23 protein-coding genes and 1 tRNA gene are annotated in these 23060 nt (G+C 64.2%); 11 read left to right on the top strand and 13 right to left on the bottom strand.

Features of this window, described 5'->3' with window-relative positions:
- The first annotated feature begins 100 nt into the window (after positions 1-100).
- Both ACFR9U_RS19935 and artA read left to right on the top strand, forming a co-directional pair.
- Complete coding sequence (locus tag ACFR9U_RS19935) at positions 101-2815, top strand: DUF7282 domain-containing protein (protein WP_247378980.1); 2715 nt, start codon at positions 101-103, stop codon at positions 2813-2815.
- Positions 2816-3017: 202 nt separating this feature from the next.
- Positions 3018-4175: an archaeosortase A gene (gene artA, locus ACFR9U_RS19930; protein WP_247378978.1), complete on the top strand. Its 1158-nt coding sequence runs from the start codon at positions 3018-3020 to the stop codon at positions 4173-4175.
- Positions 4176-4183: 8 nt separating this feature from the next.
- Here artA and dph5 read toward each other — a convergent pair whose 3' ends face one another.
- Complete coding sequence (dph5, locus tag ACFR9U_RS19925) at positions 4184-4954, bottom strand: diphthine synthase (protein ID WP_247378976.1); 771 nt, start codon at positions 4952-4954, stop codon at positions 4184-4186.
- Positions 4955-5041: 87 nt separating this feature from the next.
- On the opposite strand from dph5, the gene ACFR9U_RS19920 reads away from it, so the two are divergent.
- The 3 genes from ACFR9U_RS19920 (at position 5042) to ACFR9U_RS19910 (ending at position 8119) form a co-directional block, all read left to right on the top strand.
- A complete protein-coding gene (locus tag ACFR9U_RS19920; RefSeq protein ID WP_247378974.1) occupies positions 5042-6025 on the top strand; it encodes a class I SAM-dependent methyltransferase in 984 nt (327 codons plus the stop codon).
- A gap of 132 nt (positions 6026-6157) precedes the next feature.
- Positions 6158-6231: transfer RNA gene (locus tag ACFR9U_RS19915), tRNA-Thr, on the top strand.
- Between the two features lie 394 nt (positions 6232-6625).
- Positions 6626-8119 (top strand): ATP-binding response regulator, encoded by a 1494-nt coding sequence (locus ACFR9U_RS19910; RefSeq protein ID WP_247378971.1) that lies wholly within the window; start codon positions 6626-6628, stop codon positions 8117-8119.
- 27 nt (positions 8120-8146) lie between these two features.
- Here the strand turns inward: ACFR9U_RS19910 and ACFR9U_RS19905 are convergent, their stop codons facing one another.
- The 3 genes from ACFR9U_RS19905 to ACFR9U_RS19895 all read right to left on the bottom strand — a co-directional run bounded on the left by ACFR9U_RS19905 (position 8147) and on the right by ACFR9U_RS19895 (position 10939).
- Positions 8147-8602 carry an Hsp20/alpha crystallin family protein gene (locus tag ACFR9U_RS19905; RefSeq protein WP_247378968.1) on the bottom strand — a complete coding sequence of 152 codons (456 nt, stop codon included), beginning with the start codon at positions 8600-8602 and terminating at the stop codon, positions 8147-8149.
- Between the two features lie 44 nt (positions 8603-8646).
- Positions 8647-9840, bottom strand: a complete 1194-nt coding sequence (locus ACFR9U_RS19900; protein ID WP_247378966.1) for a PAS domain-containing protein — start codon at positions 9838-9840, stop codon at positions 8647-8649.
- 229 nt (positions 9841-10069) lie between these two features.
- Positions 10070-10939: a cytochrome c oxidase subunit 3 gene (locus ACFR9U_RS19895; RefSeq protein ID WP_247378964.1), complete on the bottom strand. Its 870-nt coding sequence runs from the start codon at positions 10937-10939 to the stop codon at positions 10070-10072.
- Between the two features lie 108 nt (positions 10940-11047).
- On the opposite strand from ACFR9U_RS19895, the gene ACFR9U_RS19890 reads away from it, so the two are divergent.
- Both ACFR9U_RS19890 and ACFR9U_RS19885 read left to right on the top strand, forming a co-directional pair.
- Complete coding sequence (locus tag ACFR9U_RS19890; RefSeq protein WP_247378962.1) at positions 11048-12487, top strand: hypothetical protein; 1440 nt, start codon at positions 11048-11050, stop codon at positions 12485-12487.
- Positions 12484-12795 carry a DUF7410 domain-containing protein gene (locus ACFR9U_RS19885; protein ID WP_247378960.1) on the top strand — a complete coding sequence of 104 codons (312 nt, stop codon included), beginning with the start codon at positions 12484-12486 and terminating at the stop codon, positions 12793-12795. Before ACFR9U_RS19890 ends, ACFR9U_RS19885 begins: the two co-directional genes overlap by 4 nt.
- 13 nt (positions 12796-12808) lie before the next feature.
- On the opposite strand, the gene ACFR9U_RS19880 is transcribed toward ACFR9U_RS19885, so the two are convergent.
- Complete coding sequence (locus ACFR9U_RS19880; protein WP_247378957.1) at positions 12809-13873, bottom strand: polyprenyl synthetase family protein; 1065 nt, start codon at positions 13871-13873, stop codon at positions 12809-12811.
- Between the two features lie 105 nt (positions 13874-13978).
- On the opposite strand from ACFR9U_RS19880, the gene ACFR9U_RS19875 reads away from it, so the two are divergent.
- The 3 genes from ACFR9U_RS19875 to ACFR9U_RS19865 all read left to right on the top strand — a co-directional run bounded on the left by ACFR9U_RS19875 (position 13979) and on the right by ACFR9U_RS19865 (position 16643).
- Entirely contained in the window at positions 13979-15289 is a 1311-nt protein-coding gene (locus ACFR9U_RS19875; protein WP_247378955.1) for a M28 family peptidase, read from the top strand.
- Between the two features lie 51 nt (positions 15290-15340).
- Positions 15341-16105 carry an NAD(+)/NADH kinase gene (locus ACFR9U_RS19870; RefSeq protein WP_247378953.1) on the top strand — a complete coding sequence of 255 codons (765 nt, stop codon included), beginning with the start codon at positions 15341-15343 and terminating at the stop codon, positions 16103-16105.
- A 94-nt stretch (positions 16106-16199) separates the two neighbouring features.
- The gene (locus tag ACFR9U_RS19865) at positions 16200-16643 is read left to right on the top strand and encodes a DUF7313 family protein (protein WP_247378951.1); all 444 of its coding nucleotides are present in this window, start codon (positions 16200-16202) and stop codon (positions 16641-16643) included.
- 502 nt (positions 16644-17145) lie between these two features.
- Here ACFR9U_RS19865 and ACFR9U_RS19860 read toward each other — a convergent pair.
- The 8 genes from ACFR9U_RS19860 to ACFR9U_RS19825 form a co-directional block, all read right to left on the bottom strand.
- Positions 17146-17412, bottom strand: a complete 267-nt coding sequence (locus ACFR9U_RS19860; protein WP_247378947.1) for a DUF7314 family protein — start codon at positions 17410-17412, stop codon at positions 17146-17148.
- Complete coding sequence (locus ACFR9U_RS19855) at positions 17405-17659, bottom strand: DUF7315 family membrane protein (RefSeq protein WP_247379046.1); 255 nt, start codon at positions 17657-17659, stop codon at positions 17405-17407. Before ACFR9U_RS19855 ends, ACFR9U_RS19860 begins: the two co-directional genes overlap by 8 nt.
- 139 nt (positions 17660-17798) lie before the next feature.
- Positions 17799-18554 (bottom strand): cytochrome b family protein, encoded by a 756-nt coding sequence (locus tag ACFR9U_RS19850; RefSeq protein ID WP_247378945.1) that lies wholly within the window; start codon positions 18552-18554, stop codon positions 17799-17801.
- Between the two features lie 4 nt (positions 18555-18558).
- Complete coding sequence (locus ACFR9U_RS19845; protein ID WP_247378943.1) at positions 18559-19362, bottom strand: cytochrome b; 804 nt, start codon at positions 19360-19362, stop codon at positions 18559-18561.
- 1 nt (position 19363) lies between these two features.
- Entirely contained in the window at positions 19364-20260 is an 897-nt protein-coding gene (locus ACFR9U_RS19840; protein ID WP_247378941.1) for a ubiquinol-cytochrome c reductase iron-sulfur subunit, read from the bottom strand.
- Between the two features lie 3 nt (positions 20261-20263).
- Positions 20264-20650 carry a DUF7318 family protein gene (locus tag ACFR9U_RS19835; RefSeq protein ID WP_247378938.1) on the bottom strand — a complete coding sequence of 129 codons (387 nt, stop codon included), beginning with the start codon at positions 20648-20650 and terminating at the stop codon, positions 20264-20266.
- A gap of 1 nt (position 20651) precedes the next feature.
- Positions 20652-21362: a halocyanin domain-containing protein gene (locus ACFR9U_RS19830; RefSeq protein ID WP_247378936.1), complete on the bottom strand. Its 711-nt coding sequence runs from the start codon at positions 21360-21362 to the stop codon at positions 20652-20654.
- Between the two features lie 163 nt (positions 21363-21525).
- Complete coding sequence (locus ACFR9U_RS19825; protein WP_247378934.1) at positions 21526-22383, bottom strand: DUF7319 domain-containing protein; 858 nt, start codon at positions 22381-22383, stop codon at positions 21526-21528.
- Between the two features lie 164 nt (positions 22384-22547).
- On the opposite strand from ACFR9U_RS19825, the gene ACFR9U_RS19820 reads away from it, so the two are divergent.
- Positions 22548-23039 (top strand): DUF7321 family protein, encoded by a 492-nt coding sequence (locus ACFR9U_RS19820; protein ID WP_247378932.1) that lies wholly within the window; start codon positions 22548-22550, stop codon positions 23037-23039.
- The last annotated feature ends 21 nt before the right edge of the window (positions 23040-23060 follow it).

The following is a 23060-nucleotide window of genomic DNA, read 5'->3' as shown; positions in this document are numbered from 1 at the left end:
GGTTTCCGTCACGATTGAAGACGCAAACCTGAGCCTGGTCGACGACACTGATGTTTCCTTCACTGGTCTCTCACCGACCATTTCCCAGGACGATATCACTGTGAGCGATGACGAGCTCACGATCGAGACGGACGGCACGAACGTCCAAGACGGTGACAACGTCAAAGTTACTGTTGACGACGTCGTCAACCCTGACGAAGCAGGCGACTACGACATCGAAGCCGTTCTCTACGATGCAGACGATAACAAGGTCGACAGCTGGACGACCCAGTACAAGGTCGGTGACTCCGTCTACGAGGGTCAGCGCCTGTACCAGGGCGAGCAGTCCTTCTTGAACGACGGTGACTATTCCGGGACCGTCGAGCTGTACAAGCTCGAAACCGACGACCAGGGTGATCTCGTCGTTCCCGCAGACGGATTCGTCGACCCGATTACCTTCGACGACGAAGGTAACGCGCTGCTCGACACGTCCAACCTCGAAGGCACGTACGCGCTTGTCGACGGTAACCGCGACGTGCTGGCGGCCACGGGAACCTCCGGTGATGGTGAACTTGCAAACACCGGTAACGTGGAGGACGACTACTTCCAGGTTTCCGTCCAGTCGTTCAGTTCCTCCTTCGAGGAAACTGAGACCACCGCTGGCGACTCCGAGGACCTCGAGTTCGACTCGAACCGCGACGAGTTCCCGGTTCGCGTCACGTCCGACAACCTCGATGAGGACGACCTGTACTCGATGTTCAACGAAGACGGTGACAGCGCCGTCAAGAACCTGGTGAAAGACGACGAGGACAACGAGATCCGCTTCACCCTCACGGGTGACCAGGACGTCTCCGTCAACTTCACCGACATCAACACTGGCGACTACACCCTCGACTTCGAGGCTCGCGACACTGGCGTCCAGACGTCCGAATCCATCACGGTGACGGAGGAAGACGACAACGACGCAACCTTCGGTACCGTCGCGCCCGTCGGTCAGGGTGACGTCGCAGTCGTCCCGATCAACCTCGAAAACACCGACGAAGGCAAAGTCTACATGGGCTACAACGACGTCGGTTTCAACGCGACCTTCGAGATCGAAGACGACAACGACGACGGCAAGGTCACCGTCCTGCTGAACACCTACTCGCTTGGTCGCAACGACGCGAGCACCGCAGAGGCGATCGATACGCTCGACGACTCTGACACGATCAGCTCGGTCGAGCTTAACGACCCGCGGCCCGGTCTCTCGGACCCGCCGCTCGCAGCGGCCAGCTACGACATCAACGTGACCAACGTCGACGATTCGACGGACTACGAGTACGCCGTCACGACGCTCCAGGTCACGGAATCGAAGATCAACAGCCTCAACAGCTGGATCGCTCCGGAGGAGGACTTCGACGAGATCGACAACGACGAGCCTCAGGACGTCTGGGCACTCCAGGCTGACGAGCACCTGACTGAGTCCGACTCGGTCGCTGAAGACGACACGCTCGTCTGGCAGATCAAGTCCACCGGCCTCGCCGGTGCCATCGAGTCTGCCGACACCGCGTCCGGCAGCGACAACGACGACTACGAAGAGGCCTTCGTCAACCTGATGGACGAAGACTGGACCGACAATAACTACCCCAACTCCGACATCTTCGCTGACGACTTCGAGTTCCGGATGTACCAGTCGGACACGGAAGCCAACTTCAACCCGTACGAAGTCTCCTTCGCTCGGATGGAAGATCAAGGCGGCCTGAAGGTCGTGCCGGACCAGCGTAACGGCTCGGTCTTCGTCGTCATGGACGAGTCTAAGATTCCGGTCCACCGCGACGACTGGGACCGCGACTCCACTACCACCGACCCGAACGGAAATCAGAACACCTACGACGGTGGTAACAACTACTACTCGAAGACCAAGGACGACCAGACTTACACTGGCAACTTCACGGTCTACGACGACGGTAACCTCGTCGAGGACCGCACCACGCTCACGAGCGACGTCGACATCGTCGAGCGCTCGGTCGAGTACGAGACCGGTGCAGGCGACGTCATCCGCGTGAACGCCGCATCCGGTCAGGAAGTCTCGGGTACGACGTCCATCGCGCCGGGTACGGAGCTCGACCTCCGTCTCCGCGGCAGCGGTGACAACTCGTTCCTCGAGAACCCCAAGCCGATCGTCGAGACCGACGGTAGCTTCACGGCTACGGTCGACCTCTCGGACCGCGCATCCAACCAGTCCTTCACGGCTGAGGTCCGCGACGTGGACGACGACTACGATCAGGAAGGTATCATCGGAGAGGGCGTCACCGCTGGCGTCGACTTCGAGAACCAGACGCTCGAGAACGGTGCAGTCACCGTCGACAGCGTCACGATGTCCGAGGGTGGCTACGTCGTCATCCACCAGGGCGATGCCTCTGGTGACGTCATCGGCAACACCGAGTACCTGAGCGCTGGCGAACACAACGACGTGTCCGTCTCGCTCGACTCGGACCTCGCGTCCAACCAGACGCTGGTCGCGATGGCCCACATGGACACGAACGACAACCAGGAATTCGAGTTCCCGGACGCTGACGGACCGTACGACGTTAACGGCTCCGTTGACTCCGCGATGGTCACTGTCCCGTCCGACGACGGTCAGGACACGACCGACGACGGTCAGGACCAGACCACGACCGACGACGGTCAGGACCAGACCACGACCGACGACGGTCAGGACCAGACCGCAACCCAGGAACCGGCTGACTCCGGTACGGAGACCACCACGGACGGCTCCGGTCCTGGCTTCACGGCTGGCCTCGCACTCGTTGCGCTCCTCGGCGCTGCACTCCTCGCAGCCCGCGGTCGCAACTAACGACCGGACCTAATTCCGGTTTCCAACCGCATTCCATTTCTTTTCGGACGCTATTCGGGTAGCGACAGCTATCTGCCGGGCGGCACGACGTGGAGTGCTGAGGACCACGTTGACTGCCAGGGCGGCGACATCTGACTGTGCGTCCGGCGTGCAGCCAACGACAAGACATATAGCCGCATTTGGCATAGCTGTCGGCAACAGAATGCTCGATGCGCTGCTCGGGATGCTGGCCTGGTTCACGCAGTGGTCCGATCCCCTCGCCTGGCTGGTCGTGGGAACGTTCTCTGCGGGGGCAGTACTCGACTGGTCGAACCGCGACGAGAGGTCTCAGTACTCGACCGTCGCTGTGGGCGTGCTCGGTGCCGTCTTCTGGGCGGTACTGGTGTATTACTATGCGATCGTCCAAGGGAGCATTACGCGAGGTGCCGTGACGGTGGGAGCCGTTCTACTCGCCCTCGGCGTGGCCGGTGGGTTCCGCTCGTTGACGCACGGAACTCGTGAGCCCAAGCGCCTGGTCACGACCGCAGCGTGGGTTCTCTTCGGATTCTTCTGGTTCACGCTCATCTATCACTTCGCGTTCGTCCAGAAGAGCATCGTGGAGGGGATCGGAACGCTCGTCGCCGTCCCGGCGTCGCTCTACGTCGCGTATTTATTGGCCGACGGCCGGGACTCGCTGTTCGCGCTCTCGCGAGCGATCGCCGTGATGGGGCTTGTCTACGTACCGTTCGAGACGCTGGTGCTGTTCAAACGGCCGCTCGTCGAGATCGTCACCCGGCAGACGGAGGTTCTGATGAACGTGATCGGGTATCACCCCGACGTCATCTATGGGAACCTCGTCAGTGAAGCCGGTGGCACCGCGGCATCCGACTACGCGCCGTATCGCAACACCTTCGAGTTCTATCCCGACCCGGATCACCGGATCACCTACACGATACTGATCGCCTGTACCGGCATCGGGAGTATGGCGATCTTCGCGGGGCTGATCGCGGCCGTCCACGCACCGCTCTCCCGGAAGCTCCGGGCGCTGGCGGTGTCGATTCCGATCATCTACGCGCTGAACCTGGTTCGGAACGTGTTCATCGGCGTCTCCTTCGGCAAGCAGTATCTCCACGTGTTCCCCGACACCGTCATGACCCTGTTCGGAACGTCGGACCCGTATATGGTCTCGTACTACGTCGCCGACCGGATCATGGCCCAGGTCCTGTCGGTCGCGGCGCTCGTCGCCATCACGTGGCTCGTAGTTCGCGAACTTCCGGAGGTGCTCGTCATCGTCGAGGACGTGCTCTATCTGCTGACGGGCACCGAGTACGACCTCCGCGAGGCGCTCGGAGTCCAGCCAGTGCGAGCAGACGGGGAGTAAGCAGTCCGCTAGTCGTCGAGCAGTTCGGTCGGTGCGCCGGCCAGCTCGGCGAGTGCGTCCTGTTCGATGAGGTGGAGGTCTCCCGGGACGATGAGCAGATGCAACGGCGGGCCGAACCTCTGCTCGGCCAGCTCGGAGAGGCTGTCGGCGACGACCGTCGGATCGTCGCTCCCGGCCTGGCAGACGGCAACTGCCAGGGTCTCGTCGTACTCGGAAGCCAGCAGCGACGCGGCGGTGTCCGCGGTCATGTACTCTTCCTCTTCGGCCTTGATGTCGAGATAGACCAGCGTGTGAAGGCCCTGCTCTCGGTTCGTATCGATCGTGTCCACGACGCTCTGCGGGACGCCCTCGCCGCCGTGGGAGCGCTCGAACGGAAGTGTGGTGGCTTTCCCGAACCGGTAGTTCTGGAGGCCGGTCAACGAACTCGCGGCGGTCTGGGCGGTCGTGCCGTGGACGACGCGGGTTTCGATGCCTCGATCGTGGGCGCGGAGGCGAAGGTCGACGTGTGTCGTCGAGATCATGGTATCGCCCGCGGTGAGAAACACGGTCTCGCTGTCCTCGGCGGCGTCCAGAATCGGGTCGGGGTCCTGTTCGACGCCGGCGCGATCCCGGACCTCGATGGTGACGTCGTGATGGGCTTCGAGGTCGGCGACCGTCGTGCCGACGAGTTTGCTGGTGTAGAACTCGGCGAAGACGCGATCGGCGCGACGCAGCGCGTCCTGGCCTGCAACTGTGATCGAGCGCTCGTCGTAGAGACCGAGACCGACGAAAGTGAGCATACCGCTACTGTGGGCTGGGAGGGATTAAGCGGCCCGACCTGGACTGGAAACGTCAGGCTTACCGCCGGCGGTGTCCGACGTGTGGCCATGTCGGTTCCGTGCGTCTGTGTCGGCCGCGAAGCGGGCGAAGAAACGCGTGAGGCGCTCGCAGACGCGGACCTCATCGACGACGCTCACGAAATCACCGTCGAGGACGGACAGCTCTACATACCGGTCACAGACGCCAGTGCGGTGCCAGCGCGATACGAGGTGGTCTCGTACGACGTTCCGGCCAGAGAGACGCAGACGATGCCGGCCGACGTCGTCGACTTCGAACCGTCGTACGCTCGGGTGGGCGACATCGCCGTCATCGACGAGGACGATCCCGAGAGAGCGCGGGCGCTCGCCGACGCCATCGTCGAGTCCGCGCTGCCGGTCGATACGGTACTCAATCGGGCCTCGAAGGTGAAAGGCGACCTCCGGGTGCGCGACTGGGACGTGTTGGCCGGCGACCGGACGGAGACGGTCCATCGAGAGTACGGCTGTGAGTTCGCGCTGGATCTCGCCGAGGTGTACTTCTCGCCCCGGTTGGCGACTGAACGCCATCGCGTGGTCGAGCAGGTCGACTCGGGCGAGCAAGCGTTCGACATGTTCGCCGGGGTCGGCCCGTTCGTGATCCCGTTCGCCACGCGGGGGGCAGAGGCGGTCGGCGTCGACCTCAACGAGACGGCGATCGAATATCTCCGCGAGAACGCGCGTCGGAACAAGGTCGCGGACCGCGTGACGGCAATCCAGGGGGACGTCCGAGACGTGGCGGCCGAGTACGTGAACTGGGCGGATCGGCTGGTAATGAACCTCCCGCACAGCGCCGACGAGTTCCTCGACACGGCCGTCGACCTGGCGAGCGACGAGTGCGTCCTCCACTATTACGACATCCAGCACGAGGACGACCCGTACGGCCCCGGCGAGGAGGCGATCCGGGCTGCGGCCGAACCCCAGTACGAGGTCGACGTCGAGACGCGACACACTGTCCGGTCGTACGCACCCCACGAACTGAACGTGGTGCTTGACGTACGGCTGGTGCGAACGTGAGGGGTCCCGTCAGCGGGATTCGCAACCCTTATTGCGTTTATCCTCCCACGATTTGATGCGGAGAACGCCAACGCGCCGGTGTCTCGCTGAACGCAGAGAAGCGAGGCTTGGCAGACGAACACCGCGACGTCTGCCGGTGTAGCTCAGACTGGCAGAGCGAATCCTTCGTAAGGATTAGGCCGAGGGTTCAAATCCCTCCACCGGCTCTTTTGCCGCGAACAACCCGTGTGTAGTCGGCGCTACCGAGGGATTTGAACGAGACGAGACGCCCAGCGAAGCGAGCAGTCTCGGCGTAGTTCACAATCCCTCTACCGGCTTTTTCAGGGATACAACGCGCTCGATAGCGGTGTCAACGGGTTCGAACTGGGAGGCAATCTGGCGGAGTCGCGTCGTTGCTGTTGAACGAGAGATCAGCCACTCGCATCGCTTTCCCAGCGCCGGGAACTCCCCTGGACGTGGTTCATGACGGGTAATGAATGCGTGACCTGTCGGCGCAGCAACCACCGTACTTGCGCCATGTTCGCCGCGTTTGCGGACGATGAGTACGGATCTGTCGAATAAGCCTCAACGCTTAACAATACACTCGTTCAATGGGTTGTCATGAGCGATGTCGATGTCGACCCGATTCGGGTGCTACACGTCGACGACGACCCGGAAATCGTCGATCTGGCTGCCACTTTTCTCAAACGGGAGGACGACCGCCTCGACGTGGAGCTCGCCGAAACGGCTGGTGAAGCGCTCGACGTGGTGAGGGAGGGGACGATTCACTGCATCATCAGCGACTATCAGTTACCGGATATGGCCTGTGACGAGTTTGCCGCTGCTGCCAGGGAGGAAGCGCCCGGCATCCCGTTCGTGCTCTTTACGGGCCGCGACCGCGCGCAGCTCGACGACGACCTCCTCGACACTGCTGTCACTGCGTATCTCCAGAAGGGGTCGGGAACCGAACAGTACGGCGAGCTGGCCGACGAGATACTCACCGCAGTTGCGGAGTACGAGCAGATCCGAACCGACGGCGGTCGGCCGGAGGCGTCCAGCTATCGGACGGACGGTGGGTCCAAAACTGATTCGCGAGCGGTCGCACAGTTGTTCGAGCGCGTTGACGACGACGACCGCGAACGAGTCCTCGTGGAAGCACTCGACGCCATCGACGACGCGTTTTTCATTCTCGACGAAGACGGCGAGATCGTCTACTGGAACACGTACATTCCTGCCGTGACGGGGTACGACGAGGGGGAAATCGCCGGGATGGAGCCGGCCGAGTTCTTCGCGTCGGAACACCGCGAGCGGATCGACGACGCGATCGCTGAGACGGTCGCGACTGGCAGTGCCGAGGTGGAGGCGGCGGTCCGGAAGAAAAGCGGCGATGAACTCCCCGCGGAGTTCCGGGGCGCTCGACTGACTGACGACGAGGGGACCGTGGTCGGGATCGCCGGCGTCGCACGCGACGTCTCCGACCGTGTGACGTACGAACGGGAGTTAGAACGCCAGAACGAGCGACTGGAGGAGCTCATCGGAGCGGTGTCGCACGACCTTCGGAACCCACTGAACGTCATCACCGGTCGGCTCCAACTCGCGCGGGAACTGGGGGACGAGGAACATTTCGACGCGCTCGAACGGGCGACCCATCGAATGGAGGCACTCATCGAGGATCTGGTCGAACTGGCCCGGAAGGGGCACACCGTCGCTGATGGCGACTCCGTCCCACTGGACGCGCTCGCAGAGACGGCGTGGTCGGGGCTCGACACTGCGGACGCGACGCTCTCGATCGAGACCGATCGGACCGTCGTTGCAGACGAGCCGCGACTGCGACAGGTGCTCGAAAACCTCTTCCGGAACAGCGTGGAACACGCCGGCGACGAACCAGCGGTAACGCTCGGTGAGATGGAAGACGGGTTCTACGTCGCCGACGACGGTCCCGGTATCCCGGAAGACGACCGGGAGCGCTTGCTCGAATACGGCGAGTCGACGACCCAGCACGGAACCGGCCTGGGGCTCGCGATCGTTCGCCGCATCGCCGAGGCCCACGGCTGGTCGTTCTCGATCACCGATAGCGAGAGCGGCGGCACGCGGGTCGAGATTACCGGCCTCTAGGCTGTTGGCCGGGCTCCTGACGGCGATTCACTCGACGTCGATCGGAGTCCCGCCGTCGTCGCTGTCGGCCCGCGACAGCGTGATCTCCAGGACGCCGTTGTTGTACGTCGCCGTCGCGGACTGTTCATCGACTCGGGCTGGCAACCGAACCTGCTCCGCGTACTCCCGGCGCTCGCCCGTCGCCGAGATCGTCAGCGTCCGTCCGTCACACGTGACTTCGATTCCGTCTTTGCTCACGCCGGGAAGATCGGCGACGACCTGAACCGCTTCGTTCGCTTCTTGCACGTCGACGTGAGCTTCGGACGGTCGACGCTGACGGCCGTGCTCGGCGTGGTCGAACTGGTGGTCCACGTCGATGTTGACGTGGCCGTACGGTCCCATCATTCGATCCGTGTTCTCGACCATCTCTTCGACGAGTCGCTCGAACGCGGTGAACACGTCGTCGAACGGTCGCTCGTCCCTGTCTCGTGGGCGTCGAGTCATACTGCGAGCTACGCGCTCGAAGGCAAAAAGCGCAGCAGCTCCGTTCACTCGCCTTCGCCGCTGGTCACGTCTCTGACGACGCCGACGGATCCGCGGAGGTTGCCGTCGTCGTCGGTGAGGACGGCGACGTTGTCCTCGTAGCGTCGAATCTCGCCGCTGACGTTCTCCATGACGAACTCGAACCGGCCCCAGTTCTCGTCGTCGTTTTCGAGGAGGTCACTGATGATCTCGGTCCCCTTCTCGATGTCTTGCTCGCGCATGAACGTGGAGACGTGAGCGTCTTCGACGACGTCGCGGTCGTAGCCGGTGTGTTCGATGAACGCCTCGTTGACCCAGGTGATCTCTCCCTCGGGCGTGAGGACGTACATCGGATCGCCGGCGTTCTCGACGACCGTTCGGTAGCCTTCCAGGTCACGTTCGCGCTCTTTCCGCTCGGTGACGTCGCGGGTCGTGATGACGAATCCCTGCACGAACGGGTCGTCGAGGAGGTTGCGAGCGCGGGACTCGACGGTGCGCCACTGCCCGTCGGCGTCCTTGGCGCGAAACTCGACCGTCGGGACGTACTCCGGGTCACGGACGGCGTCGTAGAACTCCTCGCGGATCGTCTGCCAGTCGTCCGGGTGGACGCTGTCGAACGGCAACTTCTCGTCGATCTCCGCGGGAGTGTACCCGAGTACCTCCTCGACGACGTCGTTCTGGTAGGTAATCGAGGCACCTGGACTGACGACGGTAATCATCTCGGCGTTCTCGTCGACGATCCGGCGCGTTCGCTCGTTGCGTCGTCGTGTGCGTCGCGCCTGGCGATGGTCGGACGCGAGTTCGGCCACTCGCTCGACGAGCCTGCCAGTGGGATTGTCACCGCTGGCCGTGACGTAGTCGTCGACTCCGCCACTGATCGCCTGGCTCGCGAGGTGTTCGCTCCCGTCGCGTGCAAAGAGGACGATCGGTAACTCGTCGTGGATCTCGCGGACGCCTTCGATGAACTCGATCGGATCGCCGTCGTCAGTACAGATCACGCAGTCGAACGGGTCTTCGTGATCGACCAGCGGGCTTCGCATGCGGGGATGGAGTCGCTGCTGGGCGTCCGCGATCCGATCTAATGCGGCGGCGGCCGCCGTCTCCGCGACGAACTCGACCGGTTCGTCGAACCGCTCGAATCCGGCCCGCACCCAGTCGGCAACCTTCTCGTCTGGACCGAGGTAACAAACTCGGATCGGCCCCCGTCCGACCAGTTCCATTGGTCAATTACTGCGCACGTCCCCTGATAAGTGTTGGCAACGATTCGACAGTCTTCCCTCGTTGAAACTACTGGGTGGGAGACACCGAACTGAGTACGACTGCGGGTCGGACGGACGTGTGTCACACGGTCCGTATTGCCAGTCCTGAGCGGGTCGGGCTCTGCACCGTCGTGACTGCTCACAACTCGAAGGCGTGCGTCAGAAGAAAAACCGGCTGTCGGGTACCGCTCTAGACCACTGCGCCGACGTAGAGCACGACGACGAGGAAGATCCAGACGGCGTCGACGAAGTGCCAGTACATCGAGACGGTACTGACGGAGGTGTGTCGCTCAGCGTCGTACTGTCCGAGGAGGCCCCGGACGAACACGATGCCGATGAGGATGGCGCCGAGGGTCACGTGGAGACCGTGGAGTCCGGTCAACCCGTAGAAGGCGCTCCCGTAGATTCCTTCGGTGAGCGTGAAGTTCTCGTGGACGAGGAACTCGTAGTACTCCAGTCCCTGTCCGCCGATGAAGATGATCCCGAGCAGGAGCGTCACGGCCATGAGGCCCATGAATCGCTTGCGGTTGTTCTTCAGGAGCGCGGTGTGGGCGAAGTGGAGCGTGAAACTGCTCACGACCAGGATGGCAGTGTTGACGAGCACGAGCGAACTCACGAGCGGCGGGAGTTCTGCGCCCGTCGGCGGCCAGGTCCCGGCCCGGATGAAGAAGTAGTACACGAAGCCGGCGCCGAAGGTCGCCACTTCTGTCCCGAGGAAACTTATCATCGCCAGGCGCATCGCACCGCCGCCGTGTCCGTCGGTGCCGTGTTCCCAGAAGTTGACCACGAACGCGTGGTACAGCCAGCCGTAGAGGCCACCGAGGAAGACGAATGCACTGCCGATGAACACGTACGGGCCGGTCATCGGGCCGACGATCGCTTCTTCGCCCCTTCCGAGTACGAACAGTGCAGCGCCGACGTAGAAGCCGGTCGCACCGAGAGCCGTGATGAACGGCCACCAGCTGGCTTCACCGAATCCACGCGGCCAGTCTTCGACCGCGGGGAGGTGGTGTTCGTCGTGGCCCCCGTGGTCCTCTGACGTTTCGTCTGCGAGGCTCATGTCTATCTGGCGGTTACGTGTCTATTGGTAAAAACCTGCCCAAGTGAATCCGCCCCCGTCGGCGTGGTTTCGGAAGCTACTCGGGCGAGAAGCCCCTTTCCTTACCCAATGACCGACGACCCGTCCGCTCGGTGGTCGCCGTCTTCCCGGTCGTCGCTTCTCGCCGCCCGACGCGCGGTCGTTCGACTCCTCGCACTCACGCTGGCCGGCGTCCTGTTCGTCGGCGTCGCCGCTGCCCACGGCGGGAGTCTCGGTGCCTCCGCACGGGAGGAGCTGACGGTCCCGACCTGGCTGTTCTTGCTCACGGGCGGGAGCGCCGTCGGCGCGTCCTTCTTGCTGGCCAGTTTCGTCACGGACCGGGCGCTGATCCGGGAGATTCACACCTGGTACCGCACGAGTCCCGTCCCGGCCCGGCGCATCGGCCGCTGGCTCGGCCACCTCGCCGGCGTCGTCGGCCTCGCTGCCATCCTTGGCGTCGGATTCGTCGGTCCTCCCGAACCGCTTGCGAATCTGGCGATCCTCACCGTCTGGGTCGGCTGGTGGGCCGGGTTCACCATGACCACGTACCTGCTCGGGAACGCCTGGCCCGTGGTCAACCCCTGGCGGACGATCTCGTCGCTGCTCCCCTCGCTCGACCGTGCCTATCCGGACGGGCTGGGGGCCTGGCCCAGCGTCGTCGGGCTGCTCGCGCTCGTGTGGCTCGAAGTCGTCAGTCCGCTGGCCGACGAGCCGCAACTCCTCGCCACCGTCATCGTGGGCTACTCCGCACTCACGCTCGCGGGTGCGTTCGTGGTCGGCCCCGCTCGCTGGTTCGGAACGGTCGATCCCGTCGCTCGGGTGTTCCGCTACTACGGTCGCGTCGCACCCCTGACCTGGGACGACGAGGCGAGCCGACTCCGACTGCGACTGCCCGGGACCGCACTGTCAGAGACCCGCTTCATCGACGGGTTCGACGAGGTCGCCTTCGTCGTCGCCATCGTCTGGGTGACCACCTACGACGGCCTGGTCTCGACGCCTGCCTGGGCCGGCTTTGCCAGAGCCGTCGTCGGCGTCGGCGTCCCGCCGGCGCTGCTCTACCCCGCCACACTGCTCGTCGGATTCGTCGCCTTCCTCGGGGTGTACTGGCTCGCGGCGGGATACAGCCGGCAGCTGGCCGACTCCTACCGAACGAAGGCGTTCCTGGCGCGTCGGTTCGCGCCGTCGCTCCTGGCGATCGCCGCCGGCTACCACCTCGCCCACTACCTGGGCTATTTCCTCTCGCTGTTCCCGGCCGCGCTGGCTGCGCTGCAGGACCCGCTCCCGGCGTCGGCTCCGACCACTGTCCCGGTCGCGCAGCTTCCCGGCTGGTTCGGCGGCCTCAACATGACGTTCGTCCTCCTGGGCCATCTCCTGGCCATCTGGGTCGCCCACGCCACCGCCTTCGAGGTGTTTCCCGGCCGCCTGCAGGCCATCAAGAGCCAGTACTCGTTCACGCTCGTGATGGTCCTCTACACGATGACCTCGCTGTGGGTCGTCTCGCAACCGACGATTCAACCCCCTTTCCTATGAGCACGCACACCGAAGACACGACGACCGGATCGACCGTCGCCGCCACGGCGAGCGAGCAGTACACCGTCCCGACGGGGGACGACGCGTTCGTCTGTGAGTACTGTGGGGCACCGTTCGCGACCGAGGAGTACCATTCGCTGCACCTCGGGCTTCAACACGGTGCTTCACTCACTGACGACCAACGAGACGCGTTCGAGGCGGCCGCGACGGACGAGGCTGAAGAACTGAAGCTGTTCCGGCTGAAGGCGCTGGGGCTGCTCGTGTTGCTGTACTTCGGACTGCTGATGACGTACGCCGTGGTGACGTGAATCAGTCGGGCGCTCAGACGTCGCGCTCGACGACGAATCGGGTGAACGCCGACAGGTGGTCGGCCGGTTCCGGTTCCAGGTCCAGATCCGAGAGGTGGTTCCGGGCCCGTTCGGCGAGGGCCAGCGCCTGTTCGCGTGCGTATTCGATGCTGCCCGTCGACTGGAGGATCTCGATGACCTCCAGGATCTCGTCTTCGTCGTTGTCGTCGGCCCAGAGGATTTCCTCCAGGCGGGCGACGTCCTCCGGGTCGGCGTTTCGTGCGGCGTGGATGACCATCAGCGTCTTCTTCCCCTCCCGGACGTCGTTGCCGAACTCCTTACCGAAGGCGCCGGCCTCGTCGAGGGTGTGTTCGACGTCGAGGATGTCGTCGCCGATCTGGAACGCGATTGACATCTGTTCGGCGTAGTCGGCGACTGCCTGTTCGACCGCGTCGGACTGGCCGGTGACGATGGCGGCCAGGCGGGCGACGATCCGGCCGAGACACCCCGTCTTGCAGGCACACATCTCCAGGTACTGCCGTTCGCTCATCTGGATCTCTTTCTCGTTGTGCCAGTGGATGTCCATCCCCTGCCCGAGGTGCGTCCGGTTGAGCTCGTACATCAGCATCTCGTAGGCCGCCAACCGCGTTCCGTCGTCCAGGTCGCCGGGGTCGCGCGTGATGATCTTCAGGGGCAGGAAGTACATCGCGTTGCCCGCGTTCAGCGCGACGTCAGTCCCGTGTTCGAGGTGTAGGGCCGCGTCGCCGCGGCGCATCGACGCGTCGTCTTCGACGTCGTCGACGATGATCGTCCCGTTGTGCAGGATCTCGGGAACGCACGCGTAGGGCAGGTACTCGTCGGGATCCTCGCCGAACGCCTCGACGAGCAGGAGAAAGACGACGGCGCGCCACCGTTTCCCCCCGCGGTCGAGCAGTTCCCAGATGGGGTCGGAAAGAGCCGCCTGTACTGCGTCCGGGTCGTACTGGTAGGTCGGCTCGCCGAAGAAATCCGCGAGGTACGCGTCGTCGACGAGGCGCGGCAACAACTCTTCGATCGTCTCGTCGACTACCGGTCGCCACTCGTCGAGTACGTCCCGCATACCCCAGCAATCACCGTCGCGGCTCAAAAGCCTTCAGTTCTCCCGCGAAACGTGGTCTGTTGCCTACAATAATTCCTTTAGTCCCCACTCGCTTCACTGAGCCGTATGACCGACTGGATCGGCGAGACCTTCACAAGCGACGCCGGATGGTCCCATCTCGAAGCGCTCGTGGACGTCGGCGACCGGATGGCCGGCAGCGACGGCGAACGACGCGCGGCGGCACTGACCCGGGACGCACTCGCGGACGTCGGCGCTCGAGACGCCCGACTCTCCGAGTTCGACGCTCAGGGCTGGACTCGCGGAACGAGTGCCATCACTGCAGGCGAGACGACACAGGACTGCATCGCCCTCCCGCGGAGCCCCGGCGGAACGGTGACCGGGGAGTTCGTCGACCTGGGCTACGGCCTGCCCGAGGACTTCGAGACTGCGGACTGCTCGGACGCGGTCGTGATGGTCGCCAGCGACGTCCCCGACTGGCAGGACCGGTTGATCCACCGACGGGAGAAGTACTATCGCGCCGTCGAGGCGGGGGCACGCGCCTTCGTCTTCCGGAACCACGTCGACGGCTGTCTCCCGCCGACCGGGAGCGTCGGCACGAGCGAGGCCCCTCTCGGTGAGATTCCGGCCGTCGGCGTCAGCAAGGAGGTCGGTCACCGGCTCGCACGTCGGTTCGAGGGGACGGACGTCACCGTCACCGTCGACGTCGAGACCGGGCCGGCGACGAGTCAGAACGTCCACGCCGAACTGGGCCCCGAGACAGACGAGCAACTGCTGTTGACCAGCCACGTGGACGCACACGACATCAGCGAAGGAGCCATGGACAACGGTGCGGGGACTGCCACTGTCGTCGAGGTGGTTCGGGCCCTGGCGGCCCGCGAGGACGAACTGGACACGCGCGTCCACGTCGTCTGCTTCGGGGCCGAAGAGGTCGGACTCCTGGGATCGGCCCATCACGCCGAGCGGACCGACCGCGACGAGATCCGCGCCGTGGTCAACCTCGACGGCGTGCTCCGCGGACGGACGCTTCGGGCGAAAACCCACGGGTCCGACGCGCTGACCGAGGCAGTGCGGACGGTCAGCGACCGGTTCGACCATCCGATCACCGTCGACCCGCGACTCGGGCCGCACAGCGACCACTGGTCGTACGCCCAGTGGGGCGTGCCCGCGTGCTGGGTCAAAAGCGAAACCGCCGAGCGCGGGCGCGGGTGGGGACACACGCACGCGGACACGCTCGACAAACTCGACTCCCGCGACCTCCGGGAGAGCGCAATTCTCCTGACCGACCTCGTGGTCGAACTCGCGGGCGCCGACCGCGAGATTCCACACGCCGATCCGGACGCGGTCGCTGCGAACCTCGACGCCCAGGGGCTCGCCGAAGGGATGCGCGTGACGGGCGACTGGCCGTACGCCGAGTGAGCCGGCCGGAAGTCCCCACGTTTTTGCCGGCCGGGTGCCTGTACCCGGATAATGGGTACCCCAGCGGAGTCGTCGGTCGTCGGTGTCGTCGGCGACCGGACCGATTCGGTCCGGTCTGCAATCGAGGCAGCGGGCGGCCGGCACCGACTGGGCGACCTGACGACCGTCCTCGCTGGCGACCCCGACGTGCTGGTCACGGTAGGCCAGGCGCATCTTCTCGAACTCGCAGCCCTGGAGCCGACGCCCGATGTCCCCGTTCTCCCGGTGAACGCGGGGCCGGGCGTCGAGTCCGTTCCGCTCAGTGCGGTCCCGGCGGCCGTCGACGCGCTCCTCGCCGACGAGGGCGGGACGCACGCTCGGCCGGTGCTGGCCGCGCTCGAAGGCGAGACCGAGCGGGCGCGCGCGCTGTGTGACGTGATGCTCGTGACCGCGGAACCGGCGCGCATCTCGGAGTACGCCGTTCGGTCCGGCGGCGACCTCGTCGCGCAGTTCCGGGCCGATGGCGTCGTCGTCTCGACGCCCGCCGGCACCCACGGGTACGGGCGGTCGGTCGGTGCGCCCGTCGTCGCCCGCGGGACTGACGTCGTCAGCGTCGTCCCGGTCGCTCCGTTCGCGACCAGCGCCGATCACTGGGTCCTGCCGACGGGCGACGTGACGCTGACGATCGAACGCGACGAGGTTCCCGTCGAGTTGCTCGCCGACGATCGCCGGGCTGAGCGAGTCCCGCCGCACACGCCGCTGTCGATCGCCCGCGTGGACTCGCTTTCGATCCGAACGGTGCCACAGAGCCGGTCGTCGTTCGCGCGGTCCGAGTGACCGGCCGAATCGACCGGACGACAGGTCGAGTTATCGCGGGCGTTTGCCGATTGGATTGGAAAAACTCTAATGTATCAGGTGGGAAGGTGCGAGTATGGCAGCACCATCGGTGACACTCTTCGGACCGCTGGATACGGTTCTCGGCGGCCAGATCGAGTACGTCCTTCTGGCACTCGCGGTGGTCAACATCGGGACGCGCGCGTATCAGCATCGAAAACACGTGAAGCAAGCCGACGAAGGCGGCGCTGAGGCGGTCAGCCGCAGTCCGCTCCACGTCGCCTCGAACCTCGCGCTCGTGCTTGCGGCGTTCTACTACACGACGCTGCATTACCACGGCGGCATGGTCGCGTCCGCGCTCGTGGTGGGCCTGTTCCTCACCGACTTCTTCGAGTTCGAGTCCCGCAAGGTCGAAGCCCGCCGCGGCATCCCGATCGAACGACCCAAAGGCGCGATCGCAGCGTCCATCCTAGCGCTGATGTACGTGAGCTACCAGTCGCTGTTCTTCCTCATCAAACCGATCTGGTCGGCCATCATCTGAGCGGTCTCCGCTTTTCCCGTTTTCCCGACGCGTGAGACTCCGGTCTCGCAGTCTACTCGCTTTCACTCCCGTCTGGTCGAGTGTCACAGCGATCTCCACCGTGACCGATCTGGCCCGCTTCGCAACGATCAGCTGGATTCACTCTCGTCTGTCCGGTTCTGTGCGTTCCTCTGAGAGATGTCGTGGGTATCGCCCGGACTTTGAGCCACGCGCCACGTTGTCGTCCGCAATCGCAGCGAATCGGTTGCCACCGAGAGATGGGTCGAACCGGAGACCGGATTCAAAGCCAGTTTCGTGGGAGTTCAGTGTCGGCGTGTCCCGTTTGTTCGTCGCGCTTCGAGCGTGAGGGCTGAACTGTCCTGCCTGCTGTTGTGCCGAGACCGTCGAGTCGCCGGCGGGTCACGCTCTTCCTGAAGTGGTCGTTCCCGCTGTTGTCGTGTCCTGGGAACAACCGCTGCTGTCGGTCGCTAGGTGTCGAAAAACGAGTGGCCGGAACGGGGCCTCAGTTACCGCGCTCGGACAGTGCTTCGCGCGCCTGGTCGATCGCCGGGATGACGACCCAGAACGTCAGTGCGCCGAGGATGGCGAACCAGAACAGCGCGTCCTTCAGGAGCAACGCTATCTGCCCGTACATGTCCGGATTCTCCGGCGGGGGTGCCAACAGCTGCCCCTCTTCGAAACTCGCTGTCGTAAACCAGCCCGCCAGGACCATCCAGCCGAGCCCGGCCGTCGTCAGAATGCCGAAGCCCTTGGCGAATTCATCAGCCATTATCTGAGTCTTCGTCGGTGTCGTCTTTAGGCTTTCCCATTCCTTCCGCCCGGAACCGCGTCGAGAACGCGTAAGCCGCTGCCCCACCGAGGATTAATGCGATCCCCACGAGCGCCAGCACCGGATCGATCTCAGAGAGCGCTGCCCGCGCGCGGTCGGTCGCCAGGTCCAGCAACGCGAACCCGACGACGACGGTCACGACCGCGAACAGCGTCGTGAACACCGTGACGGCCTTGTAGACGCGCATCGGAACCTCGACGTCCCGGCCGCTCTTCGAGTCATCGGCGTCACCGTCGCGACGCTGCGCGATCGATTCGTCGGGCGATGCTGAGTCGGACGGCTGGTCGGACGTGGAATCGTCAGAAGTCATCGAAAACAGGGTGTCGTTACTTCGGCGGGCGCAGACGGTAGTAGCGACGGTTGAGGGTGAACATGTACCCCTCGCGCATCGACTTGAGCACCGCGTAGCTCATGAAGCCGAACACGAACGGCAGCAGGAACGTCAGGTCGAAGAGCAGGTGCGCGTCGATGGGCACCAGGTTCTTGACCGACAGCGCTGCGATCGTGAACGCGAACACGACGCCGAAGACGCCGACGGACGCCCAGAACGGCTGTTCGACCGGTCGGCGCGCGCTCCCCTTGTTCAGGAAGGGCACGATCGTGATGAACCCGACGACGACGAGGTTCGCCAGCACACCGTAGGTACGGTCTGCCATCAGCTTCTTCCCGCCCAGCAGGGCCAGCTCGGGATTGAGCGGACCGAGTTTCAGCAGCCCGAACGACCAGTACAGGTACCAGTCGGGCAGAATGACTGCCGGCGTGGACGACGCGTTGGCCGGCGGCAGCATCTCCGGCGGCAGCGTCGCCGAGAGAAACAGGATCATGCCGATGAAGAAACTCGTCAGCGAGAGGTTCCGGATCATCTCGTGGGGCCAGGCCGGGAAGCCGAGCACGTCGCGCTCGACGTAACTCGACTCCTGGCGCAGGTCCTGATCCTCGCGGCGTGCGCGCTCGAAGTACTCGTAGGTCAGCCGGGAGAGCCCCTGGGAGCGCTCCTTGCGCTCGCTCCAGGTGGGCGTCTCGTCGTCCGGCGGGACGATACCGGTTCCGCCGTCAGTCTTGGTGGTGTTGTCCTCACTCATGGTTTTAGTGGGGTTCCGCGATGCCCTGCATCCAGACGATGCCGATGTGGATCGCGATCAGCATGGTCACGACGAACGGCAGGAAGAACACGTGCAGGATGTACATCCGTTGCAACGTGGCCTGCGTCAGCGTGAATCCGCCGAACAACAGCTGTGCGACCCACTCTCCGGCCATCGGGATGGAGAGTGCCATTTCGACGCCGATCTGACCCGCCCAGAACGACAGCTGGTTCCAGGGAAGCAGGTAGCCACTGTATCCGAACACCATCGTCATCGAGATGAGGACGATGCCGAGGATCCAGTTCAGCTCACGCGGTTCCTTGTACGCGCCCGTGAAGTAGACGCGAAGCATGTGCAGGAACACTGCCGCCGTCATCACCTGTGCGGCCCACCGGTGAATACTCCGGAGCATGTACCCGAAGTTCAGGTCGGTCATGATCGAGGTGACCGACGCGTACGCGACGGTCGGGTCACCAGTCGCCCCGGCCGCAGCGGGTGCGTAGTAGAATCCCAGTAACGCGCCGGAGGTCGCTGCGACGAGATACGCTAACGTCGAGAACGACCCGAGCGCGTACAGCGGGTACCAGTACCAGAACTTGTTGTCGAGTCCGTACTGCTCCGTGTGGCTCTTGGGCATCTGGAGGTTGACCTTGTAGTACATGTCCTCCAGCAGCTCCAGGTAGTCGACGAGGCGGAGGCGTTTGTCGAGCCACATCAGGATGGCCAGATAGCGCGTCTCGACTGCGGTGAGGTCGCGCGACTCCATCCAGCCTTTGTGGTCGTGTTCGTCTTTCTTCTCGAGACTCATGCTATTCGCCTCCTTCGCTGCCGCCGTCGGACTCCGGCCGCGGCAGTGCAACGAACGATTTGCTCACCGGGCTGAACGGGTCGTAGATCGACTGGTGGCACTGGCAGTACACTTCGTTCTCGGCGCCGAACTTCGAACTCCCCTCGTAGGTCTTGAAGCCGGGAACACAGCAGAAGTGGGTACACTTGTTCAGCCAGGCCATGAAGCCCTGGTCGGTCGCGGCGCTCAGGAAGTTCTTGACGTCGCTCGGGAGTTCGCTGTACTTCCCTTCGCCGTTGGCCATCTGCTCGACGCGCTTGCTGCGGATGACCTGCACCGGGATCGTCTGGACGTCACCGTCAGAGCGCCACGTGGCCTCGGCGGGCTTGCCGACGCCGGACTTCCCGATGTTGTTGCCCCACTCCTCGTAGTCCGAGAAGTCGTCGACGGTCAGTTTGGCGCCGCCCTCGAGCTCTTTCTGCCACTCGAGGGTCGGCGAGGGATTCGAACGGAAGAAGTTGTCCTGATCGGCCGACGGTGCGAGTCCCTCGTAGTTCTGGACGCCGCAGTACTGGAACCAGGCGTTGGAGTAGGTAACTCCGCCGACGTCCGTCTTCGCGACTTTGACTGTGCGACCAGACTGCGTTTCCTCCTGGACTTCCGGCCAGAGGCCTTTGAGCGCCCCGTCGGAGTCGATCTCGAGGGGGATGATCGGCATGCCGCGGGGAGCCGGGCCGTCGGTGTTCTCGATGCCGACGAACTGGGTGATACCCCCACCGACACCGGAGGGCGAGGTCGCCGTATCGAGGGCGGCCGCGCCACCGACGCCGACACTTGCGAGCGCTGCGCTTCCGACGACGCCTTTCACGAAGCGGCGACGTCCTGTCTCTTTCGGATATTTGTCTTCGTCTAGTGGCATGGTTTATTTCTTGTAGTAGGGGTAGAGAGCCTTCTTGACGCCCTCCCAGGGTTCTTCCATGAACGGCGTCCCTTCCATGTCGTCAGAGCGGACGTAGAGGTCCTCCCACTTGCGTCGGCGTTTCTTGACGATCATCACGTCCGGCAGGAACTCCTTCCGGTACAGCATGAGGATGAACGCCAGGTCGATGAAGATGATCGCCAGGATACCGCCCATGTACATGTTCCCGAACTCGGTCAGTGCCCACCCGGAGATGAGTCCGTAGGTGAACAGACCGACGAACACGACTTCGACGACCGTCAGGAGGACGATCGCGAGCGCCGCTGCCGTGCTCTCGCGTGGCGGTTCGTACCTGTGAATGTCTCCGTAACTGCTACCTTCGGATGCCATGTTAGTCGTTACCTCCCTTCGTGTGCGGTGATTCACCGTACTTCAGCAGGAAGAACGTGAAGATCAGCGACACGAACATCATCAGGATCGTCGCGATCCCGACCCAGTGTGCCTGGAACGGCACGCCCATGTGCGTCGGGTCGGTGTTGGCCTGATGTCCGCCGCCGCCGCTGCTGGCGGCTTTGGTCGGGTAGTCGGTCCCGACGACGATCGAACCCAGCATTCCGCTCGCCTTGTGTGGGTTGCAGTAGTAGTTGTAGACGCCGTCGGAGTTGAACGTGTGCTCGAAGTTGACGCCGGCCGACGCCGTCGGCGAGCCCGACTCGAAAGAGCCGTCCTCGGCGACGACGTTGTGCGCGCCACCTTCGCCCGTCCACTCGAACTTGACCGTCGCGCCGTTGTCGACGTGGACTGCAGCCGGCCCGAACGCCAGGCCGCCGTCACCGGCACCGACTTCCACGGTCACTTCCGACTGGCCCGTCTTGTCGGCGACGGAGCCGGAGTAGTTGTTCGCGCCGTCCAGGTAGCCACCGAGGTCCGGCGGACCCGTGGGTGCGCTGCCACCGCCACCGCCGCCTGTCTCATTGCCGCTGGTTGCGTTACCGCTGCTCGCGTTACCTTCTTGAGCGACGGCTGTGCCTGCACCAGCAGACACGGCGGCGGTACCGCCGGCAGCCCCGCCGGCTGTTCGGAGAAAGTCCCGCCTGTTCATATACAATTGAGAACTCAGAACTGGCTTTGTATAAACCCACCGAATACGCCCCCAGCACCGGCGATGAACTACTCACGTGCTGTTTCGGAATCCCCGTCCGTCTCGCCAGGCGAGTCGCTCGTCTCCGTCGCTTGCATGCGCGTGGTTGCGGCTCCCAGACGCCTTATTCGTCCGCAGTGTCCGTCCCCGTCTCCAGACGGTTCGGTTCGTCGCCGGTCCACTCCCCGTCCTCGACTGGGAGGAAGTCCGGGCGTTCGCCCGATTCCATCCCGATCGCGCGCAGTCGGTTGCGGTACTCCTCGGCCCGGAACTTGTCGGACAGCCGAGCGTTCGCGACGGTCGCGAACAGCACGAACCCGATCACCAGGAACGCCAACCCGGCCAGCACCATCAGCGTCAAGTTCAGGTCCTGCCCGACGCGGGTCGTCGGCGGCTGCAGGACGCCGAGGGCGAACAGGACCCACGACAGGAGCAACCCGATACCGGCCAGCACCTGCACGCCGGCGATGGCCTGCAAGACGAGATTGCCGAGTTCCCCGCTCCCTTCCGCGACGTCGGCGGGGTCGGGGAGGACCTCGCCGTCCGGCATGTCCGGGACGTCGTAGTCGTCCATGGAACACAACGCGACGACGGGCTCGACGTCCCGCAGGACGGTCCCCTGTCCCTCGACGGAGCCGTCGGGGTTGACCGTCGCGTACCCCTCGTCGGAGTAGGCCACGATCCGCCCGTCGTCGAGCCGTTCGACGCGCGCGAACACGTCGCGGATGGCGACCCTGTACTTCAGGTCGGCTTCGACGCGGTCGAGCAGTTCCTCGCCCGTGATCCACGTGTCGGGATCGAACGCTGCCTCCCACTCGTCGGCGCTCATCTCTGCCATGTCGTCGGGGCCGAAGTTCTCGAAGTCGTACTTCTCCTCGACCTGCTGGCGGAGCTGTTCGGTCGAGAGCTCCTCCGTCGAGTCCTCGCGGTCGCTGGCCTCCCGCTCGTCATCACCGACGCGGTCGTCGGAGGCGTCACTCATTACCGGATCGTTAGGACGCGACGTTCCTTAGCGTGACGGTTGCCAGCGCCGCCAGCGGACCGACAACTTTCGCGGCAGCGCTGCTCGCCAGGGGAGTACTGTTCCGGGTGCTCTGACACGCCCGTTCCGGCACGCTTTAACGGACTTCGTCCGTACCGCCGGGCATGGCCCTGTCGGACGGGACGATCGCGACGGGCGTTCTCGTCTCGGTGACGCTCAGTTTTCCCTGCTTTCTGTACGGCGCCTGGATCATGATCGACGCCGACGAGGTCACCTGGGGCGTTCTCACTCACCATCTGAAGTTCATCGCGACTGGACTCACGCTCACGACCGTCCCGCTGCTCGGGTGGATGCTCCCGCGACTCGTCGAGCAACTCAACGGGTTCGCGGCGATCCACGCGTTCCTCGGTCTCCAGGCGTACGCCATGCTGGCGTTCGGGTTCACGGGCATCGTGCGCGTGTTCCGCGCGAAGTGGGAACACGACCTCTATCACGACTACGACGAAGACGTCCTGTTGGACGAGATCGGTTCGGACCGCCTGCAGTTCTTCCGACGACGGATCCGTATCGGCGTGTTCGGCTACGTCTTCTTCTGGATACTCGCGTATCTGGTCGGGGTTGCCCGATACCTCATGAAATACTGGCTCGTCAGTTGACGGGAGGAGACCACGCGTCCT

This window comes from Halorientalis brevis (genome assembly GCF_042678165.1).
In the GTDB taxonomy this organism is placed as follows: Archaea; Halobacteriota; Halobacteria; order Halobacteriales; family Haloarculaceae; genus Halorientalis; species Halorientalis brevis.
Note: the sequence above shows the minus strand (reverse complement) of the source record. Positions and strands in the feature narration are given on the sequence as shown.